Raw genomic sequence first — 21,189 nt, forward strand, 5'->3', positions numbered from 1 at the left:
CGCTCGGACCTGCCTTCGGACGCGATCGCCCTCAGCGTATGGGAGCGCTCCCAGGTCGTCGGCGCAGGTCAGTGGGCTCGTAGCCGAATTGATGTCGGTCGTCCTATTGTGCCGCGGCCGAGCGAGGGCTTAGCATCCCGGCAATCGAAGCGCTTCGACAGGCGCTCGGTCCCACCCCGGAGGAAGACCCATGATCAAGGCAGGCAGGAGCGCGGCGGTGCTCGCCGCCCTTGCCGCGGCGGCGCTGTCGCTCACCGCGTGCGGCGGCGACGACGGCGGCTCCGGCGGCAAGGAGCTGAAGCTCTGGCACTACGAGGCCCCGGACAGCGCCATGGGCAAGGCGTGGGACGAGGCGGTCAAGGAGTTCGAGGCCACCCACCCGGGCGTCAAGGTGAAGTTCGAGGAGAAGGGCTTCGAGCAGATCCAGAAGACCGCGCCCATGGTGCTGAACTCCAAGGACGCCCCGGACGTCATGGAGTACAACAAGGGCAACGCGACCGCCGGCCTGCTCTCCAGGCAGGGCCTGCTCACCGATCTCACCCCCGAGGTCACCAAGCGGGGCTGGGACAAGCTGATCAGCCCGAACGTCCAGGTCACCGCCAAGTACGACGCCAAGGGCACGATGGGCGGCGACAAATGGTACGGCGTTCCGGACTATGCGGAGTACCTGCAGGTCTACTACAACAAGGATCTGTTCAAGAAGAACGACGTCGAGATCCCGACGACGTTCGCCGAGCTGACCGCCGCGATGGACAAGTTCGTCGCGAAGGGCGTCACGCCGATGACCAACGCGGGCGCCGAGTACATGGCGCACCAGTTCGTCTACCAGCTCGCCCTGGACAAGGCCGACCGCGCCTGGGTGGACGCCTTCCAGCGCTACACCGGCAAGACGAACTTCAACGACGCCGCCTGGACCTACGGGGCGACCACCTTCGCCGACTGGGTGAAGAAGGGCTACGTCGCCAAGAACTCCGTCAGCCTCAAGGCGGAGGACGCGGGCGTCGCGTTCATGAGCGGCAAGTTCCCCATGATGTTCTCCGGGAGCTGGTGGTTCGGCCGGGTCGCCGCTGAGGCGAAGTTCGACTGGGAGACCGCCGTCTGGCCCGGCGCCAAGATGACGCTCGGCTCGGGCGGCAACCTCTGGGTCGTCCCCAAGGGGTCGGAGAACAAGCAGCTCGCCTACGACTTCATCGACATCACGATGAAGAAGCAGGCGCAGACCACCCTCGGCAACGCGGGCGGCGTGCCGGTCGCGGCGGACCCGGCCGCCATCACCGACGCCAAGGCCAAGAAGCTCATCGCCGACTTCGACGGGCTTTCCCGCTCCGACGGGCTCGCCTACTACCCGGACTGGCCGGTCGCCGGCTTCTACGACGCCTGGGTGGCGCAGACGCAGAAGCTCATGAACGGCACGGCGCCGGGCGAGGTCCTCGGCGGCATCCAGAAGACCTACGACGGCGGCCTGCCGAAGTGACGACGCCAGGCCGCGGCCGGTCGCGGGAGCAGTGGGGCTACCTGCCCTACCTGCTCCCCGGCCTGCTGCTGTTCACCGCCGTCATCGGGGTGCCGTTCCTGATGAACATCGGGACGAGCTTCACCGAGTGGACGGGCGTCGGCACCCCGGAGTGGATCGGGCTCGGCAACTACCGCGAGCTCGTGGAGGACGGGGAGTTCTGGGCCTCGTTCCGGCACAACGTCCTGATCATCGTCGGGATGGCGATCGTCCCGACGCTGATCGGCCTGGTGCTGGCGGCGGCCCTGACCGACCTGGTCGACCGGCACTTCGGGCCGCGCACCGCGAGCGTCCTGCGCGCCTGCGTCTACCTGCCGCAAGTGCTGCCGGTCGTCATCGCGGGCGTGGTGTGGAGCTGGCTGCTGGCCCCGGAGAACGGCGCGGTCAACGCGCTCCTGGACGCCGTGGGCCTCGGCTCCCTCGCGCACGACTGGCTCGGCGACCCGGCCACCGCGCTGTGGAGCGTCGTCGGCGTCATGGTCTGGATGCAGATCGGTTTCCCGCTGGTGATCTTCATGTCGGGACTGCAGCGGGTGGACCCCTCGCTGTACGAGGCGGCCGAGATCGACGGCGCCTCGTGGGGCCGCCGGTTCCGGCACATCACGGTCCCGCAGATCCGGCCGGAGATCTTCGTCGTGCTGCTGTGGACGACGATCGCCGCGCTGAAGGCCTTCCCGCAGATCTTCGTGCTGACCAAGGGCGGCCCGGGCGGGGCGACGAACGTGCCGTCCTACTACTCCTGGGTCAACTTCTTCGAGAAGTCCGACGTCGGCTACGGCTCGGCGATCGCGACCGTGCTGACGCTGGTCATCGTCGCGCTGACCGTCGTCTTCCTGCGCCTGCAGGGCCGTGACCTGGGGGAGGGGCGATGACCGCGACGCTGACGGGGAAGACGGGCGCGCCGCCGCGCGACCGCCGGGGCGCGCCCCGCCGGGCCCGCCGCCGCGGCCCGTCCGCCTACGCGGTGCTGGTGGCGCTGGTCGCGCTCGCGGGCGTGATGCTGATCCCGTTCGTCGTGGTGGTCTTCAACGCGCTGAAGACGCCGCAGGAGTACTCCTCGGGCGGCCCGCTGTCGCCCCCCGACGGGTTCCACCTGGACGGGGTGCGGCAGTTCTGGGAGCGCGTCGACTTCGGGCACGTCCTGCTGAACAGCGCGGTCATCAGCGGCTCCGTCGCCGTCCTCGCCGTGCTGCTGTCGGTGCTCAACGCCTACGCGCTCGGCATCGGCCGGATCAAGGGGCGGATGTGGGTGCTCGCCCTGCTGCTGCTGGCCAACACGCTGCCGCAGGAGGCGCTCGTCTACCCGCTGTACTACATGTCGAAGCAGGTCGGCCTGTACGACACCAGGATCAGCGTGATCATCGTGTTCACGGTCATCCAGAGTGCGTTCGGCACGTACCTGCTGTCGTCGGTGATGGCGGCGTTCCCGCGCCCGCTGCTGGAGGCGGCGCGGATCGACGGCGCCGGCCGGTGGCAGGTGCTGTGGCGGGTCGTCGTCCCGGTCGTCCGGCCGACCATGTCGGTCCTGCTCGTGTTCTTCTTCGTGTGGACCTGGAACGAGTTCCTGATCCCCATGGTCTTCCTCATCTCCAACGAGAACCAGACGGTCTCGGTCGCCCTCGGCGTGCTGCAGGGGCAGCGCCTCATGGACGCCACCATGTCCAGCGCCGCGTCGCTCCTCGGCCTCCTCCCGACCGTCGCGTTCTTCCTCATCTTCCAGCGCACCCTTTCGCGCGGACTGACGGCGGGGGCTATCAAGTAATGAAGTTCAGCGACGGCTACTGGATGCTGCGCGAGGGTGTGCGGGCGTCGCATCCGGTGGAGGTCCTCGACGTGGACGCCGGGCCGGGCTCGTTCACGGTGCACGCGCCGGTGCAGCGGATCCGGCACCGGGGCGACCTGCTCAAGGGGCCGGTGGTGACGGTGACGTGCGAGTCGCCGATGCCGGACGTCATCGGCGTCACCCTCACCCATTTCGCCGGGGAGAGGCGCCGCGGCCCCGACTTCGAGCTGGCCGCCGACCCGACGGGGGAGGTGTCCGTGGACGAGGAGGCGGCGACGCTCACGTCGGGCGCCCTGTCGGTCCGGGTCGGGCGGCAGGGGGAGTGGGGCGTCGACTTCCTCGCGGGCGGACGCCGCCTGACCGGGAGCGCGCCCAAGGCGCAGGCCGTCATCGACACCGACGACGGCCGCCACTACGTGCGGGAGCAGCTCGACCTGGGCGTCGACCACTTCGTCTACGGGCTCGGGGAGCGGTTCGGGCCGCTCGTGAAGAACGGCCAGGCCGTGGACGTGTGGAACGCCGACGGCGGGACGGCGAGCGAGCAGGCGTACAAGAACGTTCCGTTCTACCTGACCAACGCGGGTTACGGCGTCTTCGTCGACCATCCCGGGCGGGTCTCGTTCGAGGTGGCGTCGGAGGCCGTCGCCAGGACGCAGTTCAGCGTCGAGGGCCAGTCGATGCGCTACTTCGTCATCTACGGGCCGTCGCCGAAGGAGATCCTCCGCAAGTACACGGCGCTCACCGGACGGCCCGCGCGGCTGCCCGACTGGTCGTTCGGGCTGTGGCTGTCCACCTCGTTCACGACCTCCTACGACGAGGAGACCGTCACCTCGTTCATCGAGGGGATGGCGTCGCGCGACCTGCCGCTCAGCGTCTTCCATTTCGACTGCTTCTGGATGCGCGAGTTCCAGTGGTGCGATTTCGAGTGGGACCCGCGGGTGTTCCCCGACCCGGCGGGGATGCTGCGCCGGCTGCGGGACCGCGGCCTGCGGGTCTGCGTCTGGATCAACCCCTACATCGGCCAGCGCTCGCCGCTGTTCGAGGAGGGGCGCTCGCGCGGCTACCTGCTGCTGCGGCCGGACGGGGACGTGTGGCAGTGGGACAAGTGGCAGCCCGGCCTGGCCGTCGTCGACTTCACCAATCCCGAGGCGCGGGACTGGTACGCGGGGAAGCTGGAAGCGCTGCTCGACATGGGCGTGGACTGCTTCAAGACCGACTTCGGCGAGCGCATCCCCACCGACGTCGTCTACCACGACGGATCCGACCCGGAACGGGCGCACAACTACTACACCTACCTCTACAACCAGACCGTCTTCGACCTGCTCCGCAAGAAGCGCGGTGAAGGCGAGGCGGTGGTGTTCGCCCGGTCCGCCACGACCGGCGGGCAGCGGTTCCCCGTGCACTGGGGCGGCGACGCCGAGTCGACGTTCGAGGCCATGGGGGAGAGCCTTCGCGGCGGCCTTTCCCTGGGCATGTCGGGGTTCGGCTACTGGAGCCACGACATCGGAGGCTTCGAGGGGACGCCCGATCCGGCGCTGTTCAAGCGGTGGATCGCGTTCGGGCTGCTGTCCTCGCACAGCCGCCTGCACGGCAGCCATTCCTACCGGGTGCCGTGGGTGTTCGACGAGGAGTCGGTGGACGTCCTGCGCCACTTCACCCGCCTGAAGATGCGGCTGATGCCCTACCTGGCCGGCGCGGCCCGCCAGGCGTACGGGGAAGGGCTGCCGATGATGCGCGCGATGGTCGTCGACTTCCCGGACGACCCCGCCTGCACGCATCTGGAACGCCAGTACATGCTGGGCGACGACCTGCTCGTCGCGCCGGTGTTCTCCTCCGGCGGGGAGGTCGCCTACTACGTGCCGGAGGGGGTGTGGACACACTACCTGACCGGCGAGCGGGTCGAGGGCGGCCGCTGGGTCCGTGAACGGCACGGGTTCGACGGCCTGCCGCTGCTCGTCCGTCCGGGTGCGGTCGTTCCCGAGGGAGCGGTGGACGACCGTCCCGACTACGACCATGCTGACGGCGTCACGTTGCGCGTGTACGAGCCCGCCGACGGGGCCACCGTCGTCACCCAGGTCGGCGACACCGTCTTCACGACGGTGAGAAACGGTGAAAATGTGCGCGTGACCGGCGAGGGGAGCTGGAACGTCCTTCTCGTCAACGTACGCGTGGCCGCGGTCGAGGGCGGGGAGTCGTCAGACCATCCGCACGGCGTCCTCGTCAAGGCGACCGGTGGCGAAGTGGTCGTCACCATGGAAGAGGAGAGCTGATGGGGTTCCCGGAAGGGTTCCTGTGGGGAGCGGCCACCGCCGCCTACCAGATCGAGGGCGCGGCCCGGGAGGACGGCCGCGCGCCGTCCATCTGGGACACGTTCAGCCACACCCCCGGCAAGGTCCTGAACGGCGACACCGGCGACGTCGCCACGGACCACTACCACCGCTGGGAGGAGGACGTCGCGACGATGGCCGAGCTCGGTATCGGCGCCTACCGGTTCTCCATCTCATGGTCGCGGGTCCTGCCGGACGGGAAGCCCGGCCCGAAGGGCATGGACTTCTACTCCCGCCTGGTCGACGCGCTGCTCGACCACGGCATCGCCCCCGTCGCGACGCTCTACCACTGGGACCTGCCGCAGGCCCTGGAGGACGCCGGCGGCTGGCCGGACCGCGACACCCCCCGCCGGTTCGCCGACTACGCCGAGCGCGTCGGGCGCGTCCTCGGCGACCGCGTCCACACGTGGACCACGCTGAACGAGCCGTGGTGCTCGGCGTTCCTCGGCTACGCGTCCGGCGTGCACGCCCCCGGCCGCGCCGACCCGGTCGCCGCGCTCACCGCCGCGCACCATCTGAACCTCGCGCACGGCCTGGCGGTCCGCGCGCTGCGCGGCGTGGTGTCCCCGTCCGCGCGGCACTCGGTCACGCTGAACCTGCACCACCTGCGCGGCGACGCGGAGGCGGTCCGCCGGGTGGACGCCGTCGCCAACCGGGTGTTCCTCGACCCGATGCTGGGCAGGGGCTACCCCGCCGACCTGCTGGAGGACACGGCGTCCCTCACCGACTGGGGCTTCCTGCGCGACGGGGACGCGGACATCATCGCCGCGCCGCTCGACGTCCTGGGCGTCAACTACTACTCGCCCACCCTCGTCCGGGACTGGGACGGCGCCGCGCCGCGCGCGCACGCGGACGGCCACCGCAGGGGCGCGGCCAGTCCGTTCGTCGGCTGCGACGCCGTCGAGTTCGCCGAGCAGCCCGGCCCCTACACCGAGATGGGCTGGCCGATCGACGCGACCGGCATGGAGGAGCTCCTCCTGCGGCTGCGCCGCGAGTACCCGGACACGCCGCTGATGGTCACCGAGAACGGCGCCGCGTTCGACGACGCGGTCGACGGCGACGGCCGCGTCCGGGACGACCGCCGCATCGCCTACCTGCGCGACCACATCGCCGCGGTCGAGAGGGCGTGCCAGGCGGGCGCCGACGTCCGCGGCTACTTCGCCTGGTCGCTGCTGGACAACTTCGAGTGGGCCTACGGGTACTCCAAGCGCTTCGGCCTCGTCCACGTCGACTACGCCACCGGCGACCGCACCTGGAAGGACAGCGCCCACTGGTACCGCGACGCCATCGCCCGCGGTCCGTCGTGAACCTCGGACACGCGGTGAACCCCGGACGCGCGGGTGCGGCGGTGGCGGCGCTGGCCCTCGCCGCGTTCGCCTTCGGCACGACCGAGAACTTGCCGATCGGGCTGCTCCCGCTCATGGCGGACGACCTGGACGTCTCCGCCTCCACCGTGGGACTGCTCGTCACCGGCTACGGGGTGGTGGTCGCGGTCGTGTCGGTCCCGCTCGTCCGGCTGACGGTCCGGGTGGGGCGCCGCCCGCTGCTCACCGGCGTCATGGCGGTCTTCCTGGTCATGACGTTCGCGTCGGCCGCCACCCCCGGCTACGGGTCCCTGCTCGCCGCGCGCCTGGTGACCGCGCTCGCGCAGGCGGTGTTCTGGCCGGTCGCGGTGGTCGCCGCGGCCGGACTGCTGCCGCCCGAGGCGCGGGGCAGGGCCGCCGCCTACGTGTTCGGGGGCGGGTCCCTGGCCATCGTCCTCGGCGTCCCCGCCGGCGCCTGGCTCGGGCGGGCCGCCGGATGGCGCGCCTCCTTCGCCGCGCTCGGCGTCATCTGCCTGGTGTCCTTCGCCGCGCTCGCCGCCCTGCTGCCCCGGGGCGAGGCGGGCGGCCGCGACCCCGTCCCCGCCTCCGCGCCGGACGCGCGGCGGTTCCGGCTCCTCGTCGTCACGATCATGCTGCTGGTCGGCGGCGTCTTCACCGCCTTCACCTACATCACCGAGTTCCTGACCCGCGTCAGCGGCTTCCCGGACTCGGCCATCAGCCCGCTCCTGCTGGCGAACGGCGCCGCCGACATAGCGGGAGTGGTCGTCGCCGGCATCGTGGTGGACCGTGGCCCGCGCGCCCTGCTCGCCGGGTCCGCCGCGGTGCTGGCGGCCGCCCTGCTCGGCCTCTTCGCCTTCGGCGCGGCGGCGGTGCCCGCGGTCCTCATGCTCGTCCTGCTGGGGATCGGGCTGCCGTGCGCCGCGACCGCCTTCCAGGCCCGGGTGATGGAGTCCGCGCCGGGCGACACCGACGTGGCCTCGGCCTGGACGTCGGCCGCCTTCAACGTCGGCATCGCCGGCGGAGCCCTGTTCGGCGGCGTCCTGCTGCCGGTGACCGGCGTGCGCGGCACGGCCCTCGCGGGCGCCGCGGTCGCCGGGACGGCGCTCGCGGTGATCGGGGCCGACCGGCCCGCGCGCGTCCGCGCTCCGACCGGTTCGGGCGGGGTTACGATCATTCGCACTCTGAACCGCTTCGAGCACGACGGGACGGTCCGTGGTCAAGATCACTGACGTGGCGCGGCACGCGGGGGTGTCGCCGAGCACGGTCTCCTACGTGCTGAGCGGGAAGCGCTCGATCTCCGAGGAGACCCGGCGGCGCGTCCGGGAGAGCATCCGCGAGCTCGGCTACCGGCCGCACGCGGGCGCCCGCGCGCTCGCCAGCAGCCGCTCCAACGTGCTGGCGCTGATGATCCCGCTGCGCTCCGGCATCGCCGTGCCGGTGGTCATGCAGTTCGCCGTCTCCGTCGTCACCGCCGCGCGCCGCCACGACCACGACGTCCTGCTGCTCACCCAGGAGGAGGGCGAGGACGGCCTGCGGCGCGTCGCCGACAGCGCCCTGGTCGACGCGCTGATCGTCATGGACGTCCAGATGAGGGACCCGCGGCTGCCGCTGCTGCGCTCCCTGGACCGGCCGAGCGTGCTCATCGGCTTCCCCGCCGACGCGGGCGACCTCACCTGCATCGACCTCGACTTCCACGCGGCCGGCGCGGTCTGCGTCGAGCACCTCGCCGGGCTCGGCCACCGGGAGATCGCGCTGATCGGCTCGCCGCCGGAGGTGTACGCGCGGCAGACCGGCTACGCCCAGCGGGTCGCCGACGGGTTCGCCGCCGCGGTCGGCGAGCACGGGCTGACCGGCGACGTCCACCCGTGCGAGGCGACCGCGGACGCGGCCCGCGCGCTCGTCGCCCGGCTGCTCGCCGAGCGCCCCGGCCTCACCGGCGTCCTCGTCCACAACGAGCCGGTCGTCGGCCCCGTGGTGCGGGCGCTGCGCGCGGCGGGCCGGCGCGTCCCCGAGGACGTGTCCGTCGTCGCGCTGTGCCCGGACGAGATCGCCGAGCACGCCGAGCCGCCCCTGACGTCGGTGGCGATCCCCGCCGAGGAGGTCGGCGGGCGCGCCGTGGAACTGCTGATGTCCAAGCTCGACGGCGTGCCCGTGCCCGCCGCGACCCTGCTCCCGCCCACCCTGACCCCGCGGGCCAGCAGCGCGCCCGCGCCCCGCTGACAGAGCGGGCCGCCGCCACGTCGACGAAGGAGGAAAGGGGCCCTTCCCGGCCCGTTATCGAAGCGCTTCGACACACCTTTCGCTCGGGGGATGTCCCAGAAGGAGAACCGGTGTACAGAACCCATCGCAATCCCCGTTCCCCTGGCCGGCGCAACCGGCCGCTGACCCTGATGGCGGCCGTCGCGCTGGCCGCCCCCCTCGCCTGGACGGCGCCCGCCGCCGCCCGCGAGTCCTACCCGTTCCGCGACCCCGGACTGCCCGTCCAGACCCGGGTGGACGACCTGGTCGGCCGGCTCACGCTCGACGAGAAGATCTCCCTGCTGCACCAGTACCAGCCCGCGATCCCGCGGCTCGGGATCGGCCGGTTCAAGACGGGCACCGAGGCGCTGCACGGGGTCGCGTGGTCCACCGACGTCCACAACAACGGCGCGGTGGTCACCGCGAAGGGCACCGTGTTCCCGCAGTCGGTCGGGCTCGGCGCGACCTGGGACCCGGCCCTGCTGAAGCGGATCGGTTCGGCCGTCGGCGACGAGGCCCGCGGCTACAACAGCGAGAACCCCGACGTGTGGGGGCTGCAGCTGTGGGCGCCGGTCGTGAACCTGCTCCGCGACCCGCGCTGGGGCCGCAACGAGGAGGGCTACTCCGAGGACCCGCTGCTCACCGGCCTCCTCGCCACCGCCTACGGCCACGGCATGCAGGGCGACGACCCCGAGCATCTCAAGGCGGCGCCGGTCGTCAAGCACTACATGGCCAACAACAACGAGATCCGCCGGGACCAGACGTCCTCCAGCCTGCCGCCGCGGGTGCGCAGGGAGTACGACGAGGTCCCGTTCCAGATGCCGCTCGCCCGCGACGCCGCGACCGGGATCATGACGTCCTACAACCTCGTCAACGGCCGTCCCGCCACCGTCACTCCCGACGCCGGCGGGCTCGTCCGCTCCTGGTCGGACCGGACGCTGTTCAACGTCACCGACGCGGGCGCCCCCAACAACCTCGTCGGCTCCCAGAAGTACCACCCCGACCTGGCCACCGGCGACGCGGCGATCCTCAAGGCGGGCGTGGACAGCTTCACCACCGACGACACGAACTCGTCCATCACCGTGAACGCGGTCAAGCAGGCGCTGTCGCGCGGGCTGCTCGCCGAGTCCGACATCGACCGCGCGGCGGGGCACATCCTGAGCGTCCGGGTGCGGCTCGGCGAGTTCGACCCGGGCGGCGGCCCCTACGGCAAGATCACCAAGGACGCGGTGGACAGCCCCGCGCACCGCGCCCTGGCCCGCACCGCCGCGGCCGAGCAGATGGTGCTGCTCAAGAACCAGGGCAGGACCCTGCCGCTCTCGTCGAAGAAGGTCGCGGTCGTGGGACCGCTGTCGAACACCCTTTACACCGACTGGTACTCCGGCTCGCTGCCCTACAAGGTCACGCCGCTGGACGGCATCAGGAAGCGCGCCGACGCGGTGGCCTCCAGCGAGGGCGTCGACCGCATCGCCCTCAAGGACGTGAAGACCGGCAAGTACATCGCCGGTGGAACGGGCTCCGGCGCGGTCCTGAAGACAGGACCCGCCTCGTCCTCCGACGCCACGACGCAGTTCGACGTGTTCGACTGGGGTCAGGGCGTCGTGACCCTGCGCAGCGCCGCCAACGGCAAGACGGTCGGCCGCTACAACTGGGGCGACACCTTCGCCAACGACCAGGACCAGCCGAACGGCTGGTTCGTCCAGCAGATGTTCAAGCTGGAGAAGCAGGACGGCGGCGACTACCTGCTCCGCTACGCCGGGTACGAGAAGGCCTACGACTGGGCCGACCCGGCGAAGACCTACGTGAAGGCGCAGGACGACGGAACGCTCGCCCTCACCACGAAGGCCGAGGCGTCCCGCTTCTCCAAGGACGTCGTCAGCAGCGGTGTGGACTCGGCGGTCAAGGCCGTGACGGGCGCCGGAGCCGCCGTCGTCGTGGTCGGCAGCATGCCGTTCATCAACGGCCGCGAGGACCACGACCGCACCACGATGGCGCTCGCCGAGGGGCAATCGGAGCTGATCAGGGCCGTCCGCAAGGCGAACCCGAACACGGTCGTCGTGGTGGAGAACAGCTACCCGACGACGCTCGACTGGGAACAGGCCAACGTCCCGGCGATCCTGTGGACGAGCCACGCCGGAGCCGAGACGGGGAACGCCCTGGCGTCCGTCCTGTTCGGCGACGAGAGCCCCTCGGGAAAGCTCCCGCAGACCTGGTACCGCTCCGACCGCGACCTGCCCGACATCCTCGACTACGACATCATCAAGTCGGACCGGACGTACCAGTACTTCAAGGGCAAGCCGCTCTACCCGTTCGGCTACGGCCTCTCCTACACGACGTTCCGGTACGGCAAGCCGCGCCTCAGCAGCCGCTCCATCGGAAGCGACGGGACGGTGACCGTCACGGTCCCGGTGACCAACACGGGCGGTAAGGCCGGCGACGAGGTCGTCCAGCTCTACACGCACCAGCAGAGGTCCCGGGTGAAGCAGCCGGTGAAGAGGCTGCGCGCCTTCGCCAAAGTCCACGTGGCCCCCGGCAGGACGGTGAACGCGACACTCCGCCTGAGCGCGTCGGACCTCGCCGTCTGGGACGTCACGCGCAACAAGTGGGCGGTGGAGAAGTCGAAGCACGACCTGCTCATCGGCTCCTCGTCCACCGACATCCGCCGGCGGGCGGCCCTCGACGTGCGCGGCGAGACGATCCCCGCCCGCGATCTCGCCGAGCCGACCCGAGCCGCCGACTTCGACGACCAGAACGGCATCCGCCTGGTCGACGAGACGAAGGCGTCCGGGGACGCGGTGACCGGCGCGTCCGGCTCGTGGCTGAAGTTCGCGGACGCCGCCCTCGGTTCGTCCACGGGACGCGTCACCGCCCGCGTGGCGGGCGCCTCCGCGACCACCATCGAAGTCCGCCTCGACCGTCCGGACGGCCCCCGCGCCGGAACCCTCACCGTCCCGTCCACCGCCGACGCCTACACCTACAAGGAGATCACCGCGCCCCTGGCGGGAGCCCGCGGGAACCGCGACGTCTACCTGGTCTTCAAGGGCGAGACCCGTCTGAGCACCTTCTCCCTGACCCCCTGACCCCCTGACCCTCTCCTGGCGCTAGGGGCGCGACCTCACAGGCTCGCGCCCCTCAGCGCCTGGAGGGCGTCGGAGGTGGGGGAGCCGGGAGCCGCGGTGTAGAAGACGGTCCACTGGTCGCGGGCCGGGTCGTGCAGAGCCTCGCACTGGAGGTCGAGCAGGCCCGCCACCGGGTGCCGGATGAGCTTGCGGGTCGAGCGCCGGAGCCGGACGTCGCCCTCGGCCCACAGCGCCCGGAACTCGGGACTCGCGGCCAGCAGCCGCTCGACGAGCGAGCGCACCCCGGGGTCGCGCGGGTACCGGGCGGCCACCGCGCGCAGATCGGCCACGGTCTCGCGGGCGAACCGGCGGGCGTCGCCGGGATCGAGACGGTCACGGGCCTGCGGGCGGGCGAAGAAGCGCCAGACGACGTTGCGCTCGTCCTCCGGAACGGCGGAGAAGTCGCCGAACAGGGCGGCGGCCATGGGGTTCCAGGCGAGGACGTCGTACTTGGCGTCGCAGACGAGCGCGGGGGTGTCGACGAGCCGTTCCAGCAGGTGCAGCAGGCCCGGCCGCACCTCGCGCACCGGCGCCGGAGGCGGCGCGGGCACCTCGCCGGCCAGGTAGTGGAGGTGGGACCGCTCGTCGTCGGTCAGCCGCAGCGCCCGCCCGAGCGCGGCGAGCATCTGCCGCGACGGCCGCGGCCCCCGGCCCTGTTCGAGGCGGACGTAGTAGTCCACCGACATCCCGGCGAGATTCGCGACCTCCTGGCGGCGAAGGCCGGGCGTGCGGCGGCGTCCCCGCTCCAGCCCGACCTCGGACGGCTGCATCCGCGCCCGTCGCCGCCGCAGGAAGGCGGCCAGTTCCGCCCGGTCCCCGTGCTGCATGGCTCCAGTGTGACCGTCCTGCCGCGCGGCCACCATGGGACCGCCGGTACCAGCCTCGGCGGTGCTCTCCCGCCCGCGGCGGCGGGGGGCCAGGGTTGCGTCCCATGACGACCAAACTGATCGTTCTCATCACGGGGGCCAACAAGGGCATCGGCTTCGCGACCGCCGGCGCGATGGCGCGGGCCGGGCACACGGTGCTGCTGGGCGCGAGGGACCAGGGCCGCGGGACGGCCGCCGCCGCCCGCCTGGCCGGGCAGGGGCTGGACGTCCGGTTCGTCAGGCTGGACGTGACCGATCCGGCGACGATCACCGCCGCCGCCGAGCTGGTCGACGCCGAGTACGGCCGCCTCGACGTCCTGGTGAACAACGCGGTCACCACCCGGGACGGGTCCCGCCCGCCCGCCGAGATGCCCGTCGACGACCTTCGCGAGATCTACGAGACCAACGTGTTCGGCGTCGTCGCCGTCACCAACGCCATGCTGCCGCTGCTGCGCAGGTCGCCGTCCGGCTACGTCGGGAACGTCTCCAGCGGGCTCGGGACCTTCGCCTTCCTGAGCGATCCGGACGAAGGGTTCGCCCGGTACGCGACGCTCCTGGGTTACAACTCGTCCAAGGCGGCGCTCAACGCCGTCACGCTCATCTACGCCCACGCCCTCCGCGATTCGGGCATCCGGGTCAACGCGCTTTCGCCCGGCTTCTGCGCCACCGACCTCAACGGTCACACGGGCGTGCTGAGCGCGGACGAGGGCGGAGCCCACATAGCCAGGCAGCTCGCGGAGGACGTGACGGGGGTCTTCCTCAACGAGAACGGCGGCACCTACCCCTGGTGAGGTGACGAAGTGCGGGACGGGAGGTTCTCGGGGCGGCGGAGGTGGTGGGTCAGATCGCCGGCCAGGTCGAGGGCGATGCGGCGTGCGGTGAAGTGCCAGCGGCCGCCGGTGCGGGCGAAGGCGTCGTCGTAGGTGCCGCAGGCGATGGGCTGGAGGGGGAGGCCCGGGACGGCCTGGAGGACGGTGTAGTACGCGCCGGACGTCGCCGTGCCCGCCTCCTCGTCCACCTCGATGGCCAGGTTCGTGGTGACGTGCTTGGTGCGGAGGGTGCCGTCGGCGTGGACGATCACGGTCCGCTCGAACATCGCCGCGATCGCCTCGCCGCCGCGCAGGGTGCCGCCGCTGCCGGTGAACGAGGCGTCGGCGAACAGGTCGCGGATGCCCGCGAAGTCCGCGCCGTCGACGCACGCGGCGTAGCGGAAGACGAGGTTGGCGATGGCCTGGTGGCTCGGCTGGTCGGCGGGCATGGCCCGATCCTGGCCCACGGCCCGCGCGGCGCGGCGGGCGGAGTCCCGGTGGACGGGACGGCGCGAATAGCACATCCCGCGGGCAATTCGCCAGATATTGGCATTGCACATTCGGGCAGACGTGATTTAAGAATGAACGGGTGGCCGGTTGGGGACGTAGATTGGCCTTGTTTGAGGGAGTTTGTGGCACCTAATGTCTGGATGCGGCGGGACATCCACCACAATTCGATCCCCGCCGGCCATTGCCGCAGATCGCGGTGGGCAATCCAGGGAGGAAGACATGCACATGTCGCGTGCCCGTTTCCGATGGGCGGCCGTTCTGGCCGGAATGGCGATGATCGCCCCGGCCGTGCCGGCCAGGGCGGACGGCCCGGCCGGCGCCTACCTGCTCACGGTGATACCGCGGAGCGGTCCCGCCGCCACGCGGACCCTGTGGTGCGACCCGGACGGAGGGACGCACGGCGCCGCGTCCGAGGCCTGTGACCAGCTCGAAGCCGTCGACGGTGAGGTCGGGCGCGTTCCGGCGCGGCCGTCTCCGTGCACGCTGGAGCACGCGCCCGTCACGGTGATCGCGAACGGCGTCTGGCACGGAACCGCCCGGCATTTCGCGCGGACGTATGCGAACCGGTGCCTCGCCGTGCGCGCCACCGGTGGAATCCTTTTCCGCGAGTAACCCACGATCTGCGGGCCGCCGGAATGGGGAGCGGGGTGCTGTCCGGCGGCCCGCGCAAAGGAGATGCCCATGCTCGCTCACACCGGGCCGGATGTGCTGGTCGCCTACGAGCGCTCAGGAGGATTCGCCGGAATTCACCAGAAGATCACCGTGAACATGTCGGGAACGGCGCTCGTCAATGACGAGAAGGTCGCGCTCGGCGCGGAGGAGATGCGCGGTCTGAAGGACGCGCTGAGCCGCGTCGTCACCACCGCGTCCTCGTCCGAGGGGTGCCAGGTGGCCGACCACTTCGCCTACACGCTCACCTACCGCGGGCACCGGGCGACCCGGTGCTGGCTGCCGTCCGACTGGCGCGACGCCGTCGACCGGCTGGAGGCGCTGACCGGCGGGAGGCGCTGACCGGGCGGTGAGCCCCGGAACCGCCGCCCTCAGGCGGAGGCGCGCGTGTGCAGCTCGCGCATCGTCGCTTCGAGGGCGGCGACCGGGCCGTCCACCGGGACGCCCGGCGCCACCTCCTGGACCGGGATGGCGCTGACCGGCCCGGGCGCGGCGCCGAGCTCGGTGCGCAGGGCCACGAGCTGCCGGGACGACATGATGTAGACGATGCGGCCGAGGCCGACCCAGGCGTGCGCGGCCGAGCACATCGGGCAGTGCTCGCCGGAGGTGAACACGGTGGCGGCCGCGCGCTCGTCCGGCGCCATGTTGCTCGCCGCCCACCGCGCGATCTCGAACTCGGGGTGGCGGGTCTGGTCGCCGTCCGCCGTGCGGTTGCGGTCCTCGAACAGGACCTCGCCGGACGCCGACACCAGCACGGACCCGAACGGCTCGTCGGACGCCTCCAGCGCCTCCCGCGCGAGCTCCACGCAGCGGTCGAGGAACACGCGCTCGGCGGCTGTCGGTTCGTAGGCCATTTCTCAGCTCCTCGGGACGGAACGAATCAGAAGATCCTAAACTGGGCCGATGGACGAGGAGATCGCGCCGCCGGGGATCGACGTGCGCACGCCCAGCCCGGCGCGGATCTACGACGTCTTCCTGGGCGGCAAGGACAACTTCGCCGTCGACCGGGAGGCCGCGAAGATCGCGACGGACGCGGGCTCCGACATCCCCCGGGCCGCGCGGGAGAACCGGGCCTTCCTGCAGAGGGCCGTCCGGTTCGCCGTCGAGTCCGGCATCCGGCAGTTCATCGACCTCGGCACGGGCCTGCCCACGCAGGGCAACGTGCACGAGGTCGCCCAGTCGTTGGATCCGGGCGCCCGCGTCGTCTACGTCGACAACGATCCGATCGTCCTCGTCCACGCGCGGGCGCTGCTGGCGCCGTCGGAGACGACCGCGGTCATCCAGGCGGACCTGCGCGACCCCGGGGCGGTCCTCGGCCACGCCAAGGTCCGCGGCCTCATCGACCTCGACGAGCCGGTGGCCGTCCTGATGCTCGCGGTCCTGCACTTCGCCGAGGACGAGGAGGTCCGGCGCACGATCGGGGCGTTCCGCGACGTGATGGCCCCCGGCAGCCTGCTGGTCGTCTCGCACAGCACCGTCGAGGGGCACCCCGAGACGGGGGAGCAGGCCGCCAGCGCGTGGCGCGGTGCCACCGCCCGGCTCCGGAGCCGCGACCGCAAGCAGGTGGAGGCCATGTTCGAGGGGTTCGAGCTCCTGGAGCCCGGCGTGGTGTGGGTGCCCGACTGGCGTCCTGAGGGCGCCGGCGGGGGGACCCGCTGGATGTACGCCGCCGTCGGGCGACGCTGACGCCCCCCCGCCGGCACGTCCTGCGTCACGCGGAGTCGCGCAGCACCAGGTGGGGGCGCAGGATGACGACCGGGTCGGCGACGGTCTCGCCGCGGATCCGCGAGACCAGCAGCCGGGCCATCTCCCGGCCCATCTCCTCCGGCGACTGGTGGACGGTGCTGAGCGGCGGGTCGGCCAGCGGCGCGGCGGCCGAGTCGTCGAAGCCGATCACCGCGACGTCGCCGGGGACGCTGCGCCCGCTGCGGTGCAGGACCCTCAGCGCGCCGAGCGCCATCGGGTCGTCGGCGGCGAACACCGCGTCCAGGGACGGCTCGGCGGCCAGCAGCCGCTCCGCCGCGGTGATGCCGCTGGCCTCGCCGAAGTCGCCGTACTCGACGTACTCGGGCAGCCCCGCCTCGGCGAGCGCCTCCCGGTAGCCGGCCAGCCGGTCGATGCCGACCCCCATGTCCTGGGGGCCGGCGATGGTCGCGATGCGCCGCCGGCCGCCCGCGATGAGGTGGCCGACGGCCTCGCGGGCGCCGCTGCGGTTGTCGACGTCGACGTAGCTGACCGGGTGCAGGCCGGGCGGGCGGCCGCCGAGGACGGTCGGCACCCCGTTGGCCTCCAGCTTCGCGGGCAGCGGGTCCTCGGCGTGCAGGGAGGTGAGGAGCACCCCGTCCACGTGCTGGGTGGTGAGGTAGTCCTCCAGCCGGCCGTACTCGGCGGGGGATCGGGCGAGGGCGAGCAGGAGCTGCAGGCCGGTGTCGGCGAGGCCGTTGCTGATCCCGCGGATGATCCCGGCGAAGTACGGCTCGCCGAACAGCCGCTGGTCGGACTCGGCGACGACCAGGGCCACGGTGTCGGTGCGGCGGGTGACGAGGGTGCGGGCCGCGCGGTTCGGCACGTACCCGAGCTCGTCGATCGCCTTCAGCACCGCCTCGCGGGCCTGCGGGCTGACCCGCGGCGAGCCGTTGACCACCCGGGACACCGTGCCGCGGCCCACGCCGGCCCGCGCCGCGACCTCCTCCAGGGTCGGGCGCGTGCTCCTGCCCGTCATCTGGCCCCCTTCGTCCGTGCCGTCGCCCGGGTCAGCCCCGCTCGGGCAGCCCGCCCCGCCGGATCACTCCGGCGTACCACCGTGCGCTCTCCTTGGGCACCCGGCGCTGCGTGGCGTAATCGACGTGGACCAGCCCGAAACGCTTGGAGTAGCCCCAAGCCCATTCGAAATTATCCAGCAGCGACCATGTGAAATAGCCCTGCAGCGGGACCCCTTCGGAGATGGCGTCGTGGCACGCCCGCAGGTGCGCGTCGAGGTAGGCGATGCGGCCCGCGTCTTGGACCGTGCCATCATCGGCGGGGACCTCGTCGTAGCCCGCGCCGTTCTCGGTGATGTAGAGCGGGACGGACGGGTACTCGCGGTGCAGCCGGGTCAGCACCTCGTGCAGGCCGCGCTCGTCGATCTCCCAGCCCATCCCGGTGACCGGGCGCCCGGCCGGCACGAACCGGACGTGGCCGCTGCCGGGCCAGGGGGAGTTCGTCGCGAACGGCGACGACGCGGTCTGCGCCGCCTCGCCGGGCGTCCCCGCGACGGTGTGCCGCGAGTAGTAGTTGATGCCCAGCTGGTCGAGCGGCTGGTTGATGACCGCCAGGTCCGCGTCGGGCGGGGTGAACCCGTAGCGGGACGTGTCGGCGAGGACGTCCTCGGGGTAGCGGCCGAGCAGCAGCGGGTCGAGGAACAGCCGGTTCTGCAGCCCGTCGATCCGGCGCGCCGCGTCGACGTCGGCCGGGTCGCCGGTCGCCGGCGAGACCGCGTAGAGGTTGACGGCGGCGCCGAAGCGGTTGTCGGGGCGGCGGGCCCGCATCGCCTCGACGGCCAGGCCGTGGCCGAGCATCAGGTGGTGCGCGGCCAGCAGGGACGCCGACGGGTCGACGCGTCCGGGCGCGTGGTCGCCGGAGGCGTACCCGAGGAAAGCCGCGCACCACGGCTCGTTCACCGTCATCCAGTGCGCGACGCGGTCGCCGAGCGCCGCGTGCACGTGGTCGGCGTACTCGGCGAACCGGTGCGCGGTGTCCCGATCGGGCCAGCCGCCCTTGTCCTCCAGCGGCTGCGGGAGGTCCCAGTGGTAGAGCGTCGGCCACGGCTCGATGCCGGCCTCCAGCAGCGCGTCCACCAGCCGCCGGTAGAAGTCGAGGCCCTCGGTGTTGAAGGCCCCGGCCCCGGCCGGCTGCACCCGCGGCCAGGAGATCGAGAACCGGTACGCGGTGAGCCCGAGGTCGGCCATGAGGGCCACGTCCTCGGGGAACCGGTGGTAGTGGTCCACCGCGACGTCGCCGGTCTCGCCGCGCAGGACCTTGCCCGGCGTGCGGCAGAAGGTGTCCCAGATGGACGGTCCGCGCCCGCCCTCGCCCGCGGCGCCCTCGATCTGGTAGGCGGCGGTGGCCGCCCCCCAGCGGAACCCCGTGGGGAAAGGTGCGGCGGGAGCCGCGCTGGTGTCGTCCTTGAGGGAGGTCACGCCTTCACTGCACCTTCCATGATCCCGCCGATGATCTGGCGGCCGAAAACGATGAACACCACGAGCAGCGGCAGGATCGCCACGCTGGTCCCGGCGAACATGAGCGTGTAGTCCTTGAAGTAGGCGTTAGCGAGGTTGTTGATGGACAGCTGGACCGTCGGGTTGTCCGGGCTCAGCACCGCCAGCGGCCACATGAACTCGTTCCAGGTCTGCATGAACGTGAACAGGCCGAGGACGCCCGCGGCGGGGCGCAGCGCGGGGAGCACGACCCGCCAGTAGATGCCGAACGTGGTGCACCCGTCGACGCGGGCCGCCTCGATCAGCTCGTCCGGGACGGCCTGGTCGGCGTACTGCCGCATCATGAACACCCCGAACCCGGTGACCAGGAACGGGACGATGACCGCCTGCAGGTGGTTCTGCCAGCCCAGCTTCACCATGATCATGTAGAGCGGAATGATGCCCATCTGCACCGGGATCATCATCGTGGCGATGATGGTGAGCAGCAGGCCGTTCTTGCCGCGGAAGCGCAGCTTGGCGAACGCGAACCCGGCCAGCGAGGCGAAGAACACCGTGGAGACCGTCACCGCCGCGGAGGCGATCGCGGAGTTCAGCAGGCCCTTGGCGAAGTAGGCCTCCGGGTTGTCGAACAGCCGGCCGACGTTGTCGCCGCCGTGGCCGCCCGGCAGCAGCGGCGGCGGGACGTCGGCGACCACGCTGTTCGTGCGGGTCGCCACGATGATCATCCAGTAGATCGGGAAGATCGACAGGGCCAGCGCCACGACCAGCGTGAGATAGGTGAGCGGACTGGCGTTCCACAGGCCGCGGTAGCGGCCGGGATGCGCGGCGGCGCGCCTGCCGCCGGGGTTCCGGCCGCCGGGGCCGGCGAGGAGCGTGGTCACTTGGTGCCTCCCGTGCGGCGCACGGCCAGGAAGTTGATCAGGGAGAACACGATGATCATCACGAACAGCGCCCAGGCGACCGTCGCACCGTAGCCGTAGCGGTCATGGCCGAACGCGTTGTCGTACATGTACATCGTGATCGTCTGGAACTGGTGCATCGGGCCGCCGTCCATCTTGTTCGGCGTGCCGACGCTGAACAGCACGGGCTCGGTGAACAGCTGGAGCCCGCCGATCGTCGAGATGATCACCGTGAAGATGATGGTGGGGCGCAGCATCGGCACCGTGATCTGCCAGAACTGCCGGAGCCGGGACGCGCCGTCGATCGCCGCGGCCTCGTAGAGGTCCTTCGGGATCGCCTGCATGGCGGCCAGGTAGATGAGCGCGTTGTAGCCGGTCCAGCGCCAGTCCACCATCATCGCGATGGCGGCCCAGGACCAGCCGCGGCTGCTCGACCAGTTGATCGGGTCGATGCCGACCAGCCCGATCGCCCAGTTGACCATCCCCCAGTCCTTGTCGAACATCTGGGTGAACACGATCGCGACGGCGGCGGTCGAGGTGACCAGCGGGGCGACCATCCCGATCCGGAACAGCGTCGGCATCCGCATCCGCCGGTTCAGGGTGTTGGCGATCAACAGGGCGAGCAGCAGTTGCGGGACGGTCGAGAGGACGAAGATCCCGAGGGTGTTGACCGTGGCGTGCCAGAAGTCGGCGTCGCTCAGCAGGTAGTCGTAGTTGTCGAGCCCGACGAACTTGCGGGTCCCGGACGCCAGCTCCCAGTCGTGCAGGGAGACCCAGAGCGTGTAGACGAGCGGGAACGCGCCGAAGATCAGGAAGACGAGGTAGAACGGCGAGATGAAGGCATAGGGGGCGCCCTTCACGTCGAGCCGGGCCAGGCGGGCGCGCCAGGTGCGGCCCGGCTCCGGCCGCGCCGCCGCGGGCGAGGCCGCCGGCGG

Annotated in this window: 19 protein-coding genes; 12 read left to right on the top strand and 7 right to left on the bottom strand. The window is 71.7% G+C overall.

The window, feature by feature from the left end:
- The first annotated feature begins 190 nt into the window (after nt 1-190).
- The 8 genes from AB0K37_RS19985 (at nt 191) to AB0K37_RS20020 (ending at nt 12,266) form a co-directional block, all read left to right on the top strand.
- Nucleotides 191-1,474 carry an extracellular solute-binding protein gene (locus AB0K37_RS19985; protein WP_363983009.1) on the top strand — a complete coding sequence of 428 codons (1,284 nt, stop codon included), beginning with the start codon at nt 191-193 and terminating at the stop codon, nt 1,472-1,474.
- The gene (locus tag AB0K37_RS19990; protein ID WP_363983012.1) at nt 1,471-2,385 is read left to right on the top strand and encodes a sugar ABC transporter permease; all 915 of its coding nucleotides are present in this window, start codon (nt 1,471-1,473) and stop codon (nt 2,383-2,385) included. The genes AB0K37_RS19985 and AB0K37_RS19990 overlap by 4 nt, the downstream gene beginning before the upstream one ends.
- Nucleotides 2,382-3,275, top strand: coding sequence for a carbohydrate ABC transporter permease (locus AB0K37_RS19995; protein WP_363983015.1), 894 nt, complete (start codon nt 2,382-2,384; stop codon nt 3,273-3,275). The genes AB0K37_RS19990 and AB0K37_RS19995 overlap by 4 nt, the downstream gene beginning before the upstream one ends.
- Nucleotides 3,275-5,566: an alpha-xylosidase gene (gene yicI, locus AB0K37_RS20000; protein WP_363983018.1), complete on the top strand. Its 2,292-nt coding sequence runs from the start codon at nt 3,275-3,277 to the stop codon at nt 5,564-5,566. The genes AB0K37_RS19995 and yicI overlap by 1 nt, the downstream gene beginning before the upstream one ends.
- On the top strand, nt 5,566-6,930 hold the full coding sequence (locus tag AB0K37_RS20005) for a GH1 family beta-glucosidase (protein WP_363983021.1): 1,365 nt from the start codon (nt 5,566-5,568) through the stop codon (nt 6,928-6,930). Before yicI ends, AB0K37_RS20005 begins: the two co-directional genes overlap by 1 nt.
- A gap of 14 nt (nt 6,931-6,944) precedes the next feature.
- Nucleotides 6,945-8,177 carry an MFS transporter gene (locus AB0K37_RS20010; protein WP_363983024.1) on the top strand — a complete coding sequence of 411 codons (1,233 nt, stop codon included), beginning with the start codon at nt 6,945-6,947 and terminating at the stop codon, nt 8,175-8,177.
- A complete protein-coding gene (locus AB0K37_RS20015; RefSeq protein WP_363983027.1) occupies nt 8,161-9,168 on the top strand; it encodes a LacI family DNA-binding transcriptional regulator in 1,008 nt (335 codons plus the stop codon). The genes AB0K37_RS20010 and AB0K37_RS20015 overlap by 17 nt, the downstream gene beginning before the upstream one ends.
- 110 nt (nt 9,169-9,278) lie before the next feature.
- A complete protein-coding gene (locus AB0K37_RS20020; protein ID WP_363983030.1) occupies nt 9,279-12,266 on the top strand; it encodes a glycoside hydrolase family 3 C-terminal domain-containing protein in 2,988 nt (995 codons plus the stop codon).
- A gap of 35 nt (nt 12,267-12,301) precedes the next feature.
- On the opposite strand, the gene AB0K37_RS20025 is transcribed toward AB0K37_RS20020, so the two are convergent.
- Nucleotides 12,302-13,132, bottom strand: a complete 831-nt coding sequence (locus AB0K37_RS20025) for a helix-turn-helix transcriptional regulator (RefSeq protein ID WP_363983033.1) — start codon at nt 13,130-13,132, stop codon at nt 12,302-12,304.
- Between the two features lie 104 nt (nt 13,133-13,236).
- Between AB0K37_RS20025 and AB0K37_RS20030 the strand changes: the two genes are divergently transcribed.
- Nucleotides 13,237-13,962, top strand: coding sequence for an SDR family NAD(P)-dependent oxidoreductase (locus AB0K37_RS20030; protein ID WP_363983036.1), 726 nt, complete (start codon nt 13,237-13,239; stop codon nt 13,960-13,962).
- Here the strand turns inward: AB0K37_RS20030 and AB0K37_RS20035 are convergent.
- Entirely contained in the window at nt 13,950-14,429 is a 480-nt protein-coding gene (locus AB0K37_RS20035) for a nuclear transport factor 2 family protein (RefSeq protein WP_363983039.1), read from the bottom strand. The two genes, AB0K37_RS20030 and AB0K37_RS20035, sit on opposite strands and share 13 nt — an antisense overlap.
- Before the next feature lie 280 nt (nt 14,430-14,709).
- Between AB0K37_RS20035 and AB0K37_RS20040 the strand changes: the two genes are divergently transcribed.
- Together AB0K37_RS20040 and AB0K37_RS20045 are read left to right on the top strand one after the other, a co-directional pair.
- On the top strand, nt 14,710-15,102 hold the full coding sequence (locus tag AB0K37_RS20040; RefSeq protein ID WP_363983042.1) for an SSI family serine proteinase inhibitor: 393 nt from the start codon (nt 14,710-14,712) through the stop codon (nt 15,100-15,102).
- A gap of 69 nt (nt 15,103-15,171) precedes the next feature.
- Nucleotides 15,172-15,501, top strand: a complete 330-nt coding sequence (locus tag AB0K37_RS20045; protein ID WP_363983045.1) for a hypothetical protein — start codon at nt 15,172-15,174, stop codon at nt 15,499-15,501.
- A 29-nt stretch (nt 15,502-15,530) separates the two neighbouring features.
- Here the strand turns inward: AB0K37_RS20045 and AB0K37_RS20050 are convergent, their stop codons facing one another.
- Entirely contained in the window at nt 15,531-16,013 is a 483-nt protein-coding gene (locus tag AB0K37_RS20050; RefSeq protein WP_363983048.1) for a nucleoside deaminase, read from the bottom strand.
- Between the two features lie 49 nt (nt 16,014-16,062).
- Between AB0K37_RS20050 and AB0K37_RS20055 the strand changes: the two genes are divergently transcribed.
- On the top strand, nt 16,063-16,845 hold the full coding sequence (locus AB0K37_RS20055) for an SAM-dependent methyltransferase (RefSeq protein ID WP_363983051.1): 783 nt from the start codon (nt 16,063-16,065) through the stop codon (nt 16,843-16,845).
- A gap of 25 nt (nt 16,846-16,870) precedes the next feature.
- On the opposite strand, the gene AB0K37_RS20060 is transcribed toward AB0K37_RS20055, so the two are convergent.
- The 4 genes from AB0K37_RS20060 to AB0K37_RS20075 are packed head-to-tail and all read right to left on the bottom strand — an operon-like array spanning nt 16,871 to nt 21,129.
- The gene (locus AB0K37_RS20060) at nt 16,871-17,881 is read right to left on the bottom strand and encodes a LacI family DNA-binding transcriptional regulator (protein ID WP_363983054.1); all 1,011 of its coding nucleotides are present in this window, start codon (nt 17,879-17,881) and stop codon (nt 16,871-16,873) included.
- Between the two features lie 31 nt (nt 17,882-17,912).
- Nucleotides 17,913-19,337 (bottom strand): GH1 family beta-glucosidase, encoded by a 1,425-nt coding sequence (locus tag AB0K37_RS20065; protein WP_363983057.1) that lies wholly within the window; start codon nt 19,335-19,337, stop codon nt 17,913-17,915.
- On the bottom strand, nt 19,334-20,236 hold the full coding sequence (locus AB0K37_RS20070; protein WP_345177558.1) for a carbohydrate ABC transporter permease: 903 nt from the start codon (nt 20,234-20,236) through the stop codon (nt 19,334-19,336). Before AB0K37_RS20070 ends, AB0K37_RS20065 begins: the two co-directional genes overlap by 4 nt.
- The gene (locus AB0K37_RS20075) at nt 20,233-21,129 is read right to left on the bottom strand and encodes a sugar ABC transporter permease (protein WP_363983065.1); all 897 of its coding nucleotides are present in this window, start codon (nt 21,127-21,129) and stop codon (nt 20,233-20,235) included. Before AB0K37_RS20075 ends, AB0K37_RS20070 begins: the two co-directional genes overlap by 4 nt.
- Nucleotides 21,130-21,189 lie beyond the last annotated feature (60 nt).

The organism is Actinomadura sp. NPDC049753, assembly GCF_040674655.1.
In the GTDB taxonomy this organism is placed as follows: Bacteria; Actinomycetota; Actinomycetes; order Streptosporangiales; family Streptosporangiaceae; genus Spirillospora; species Spirillospora verrucosospora.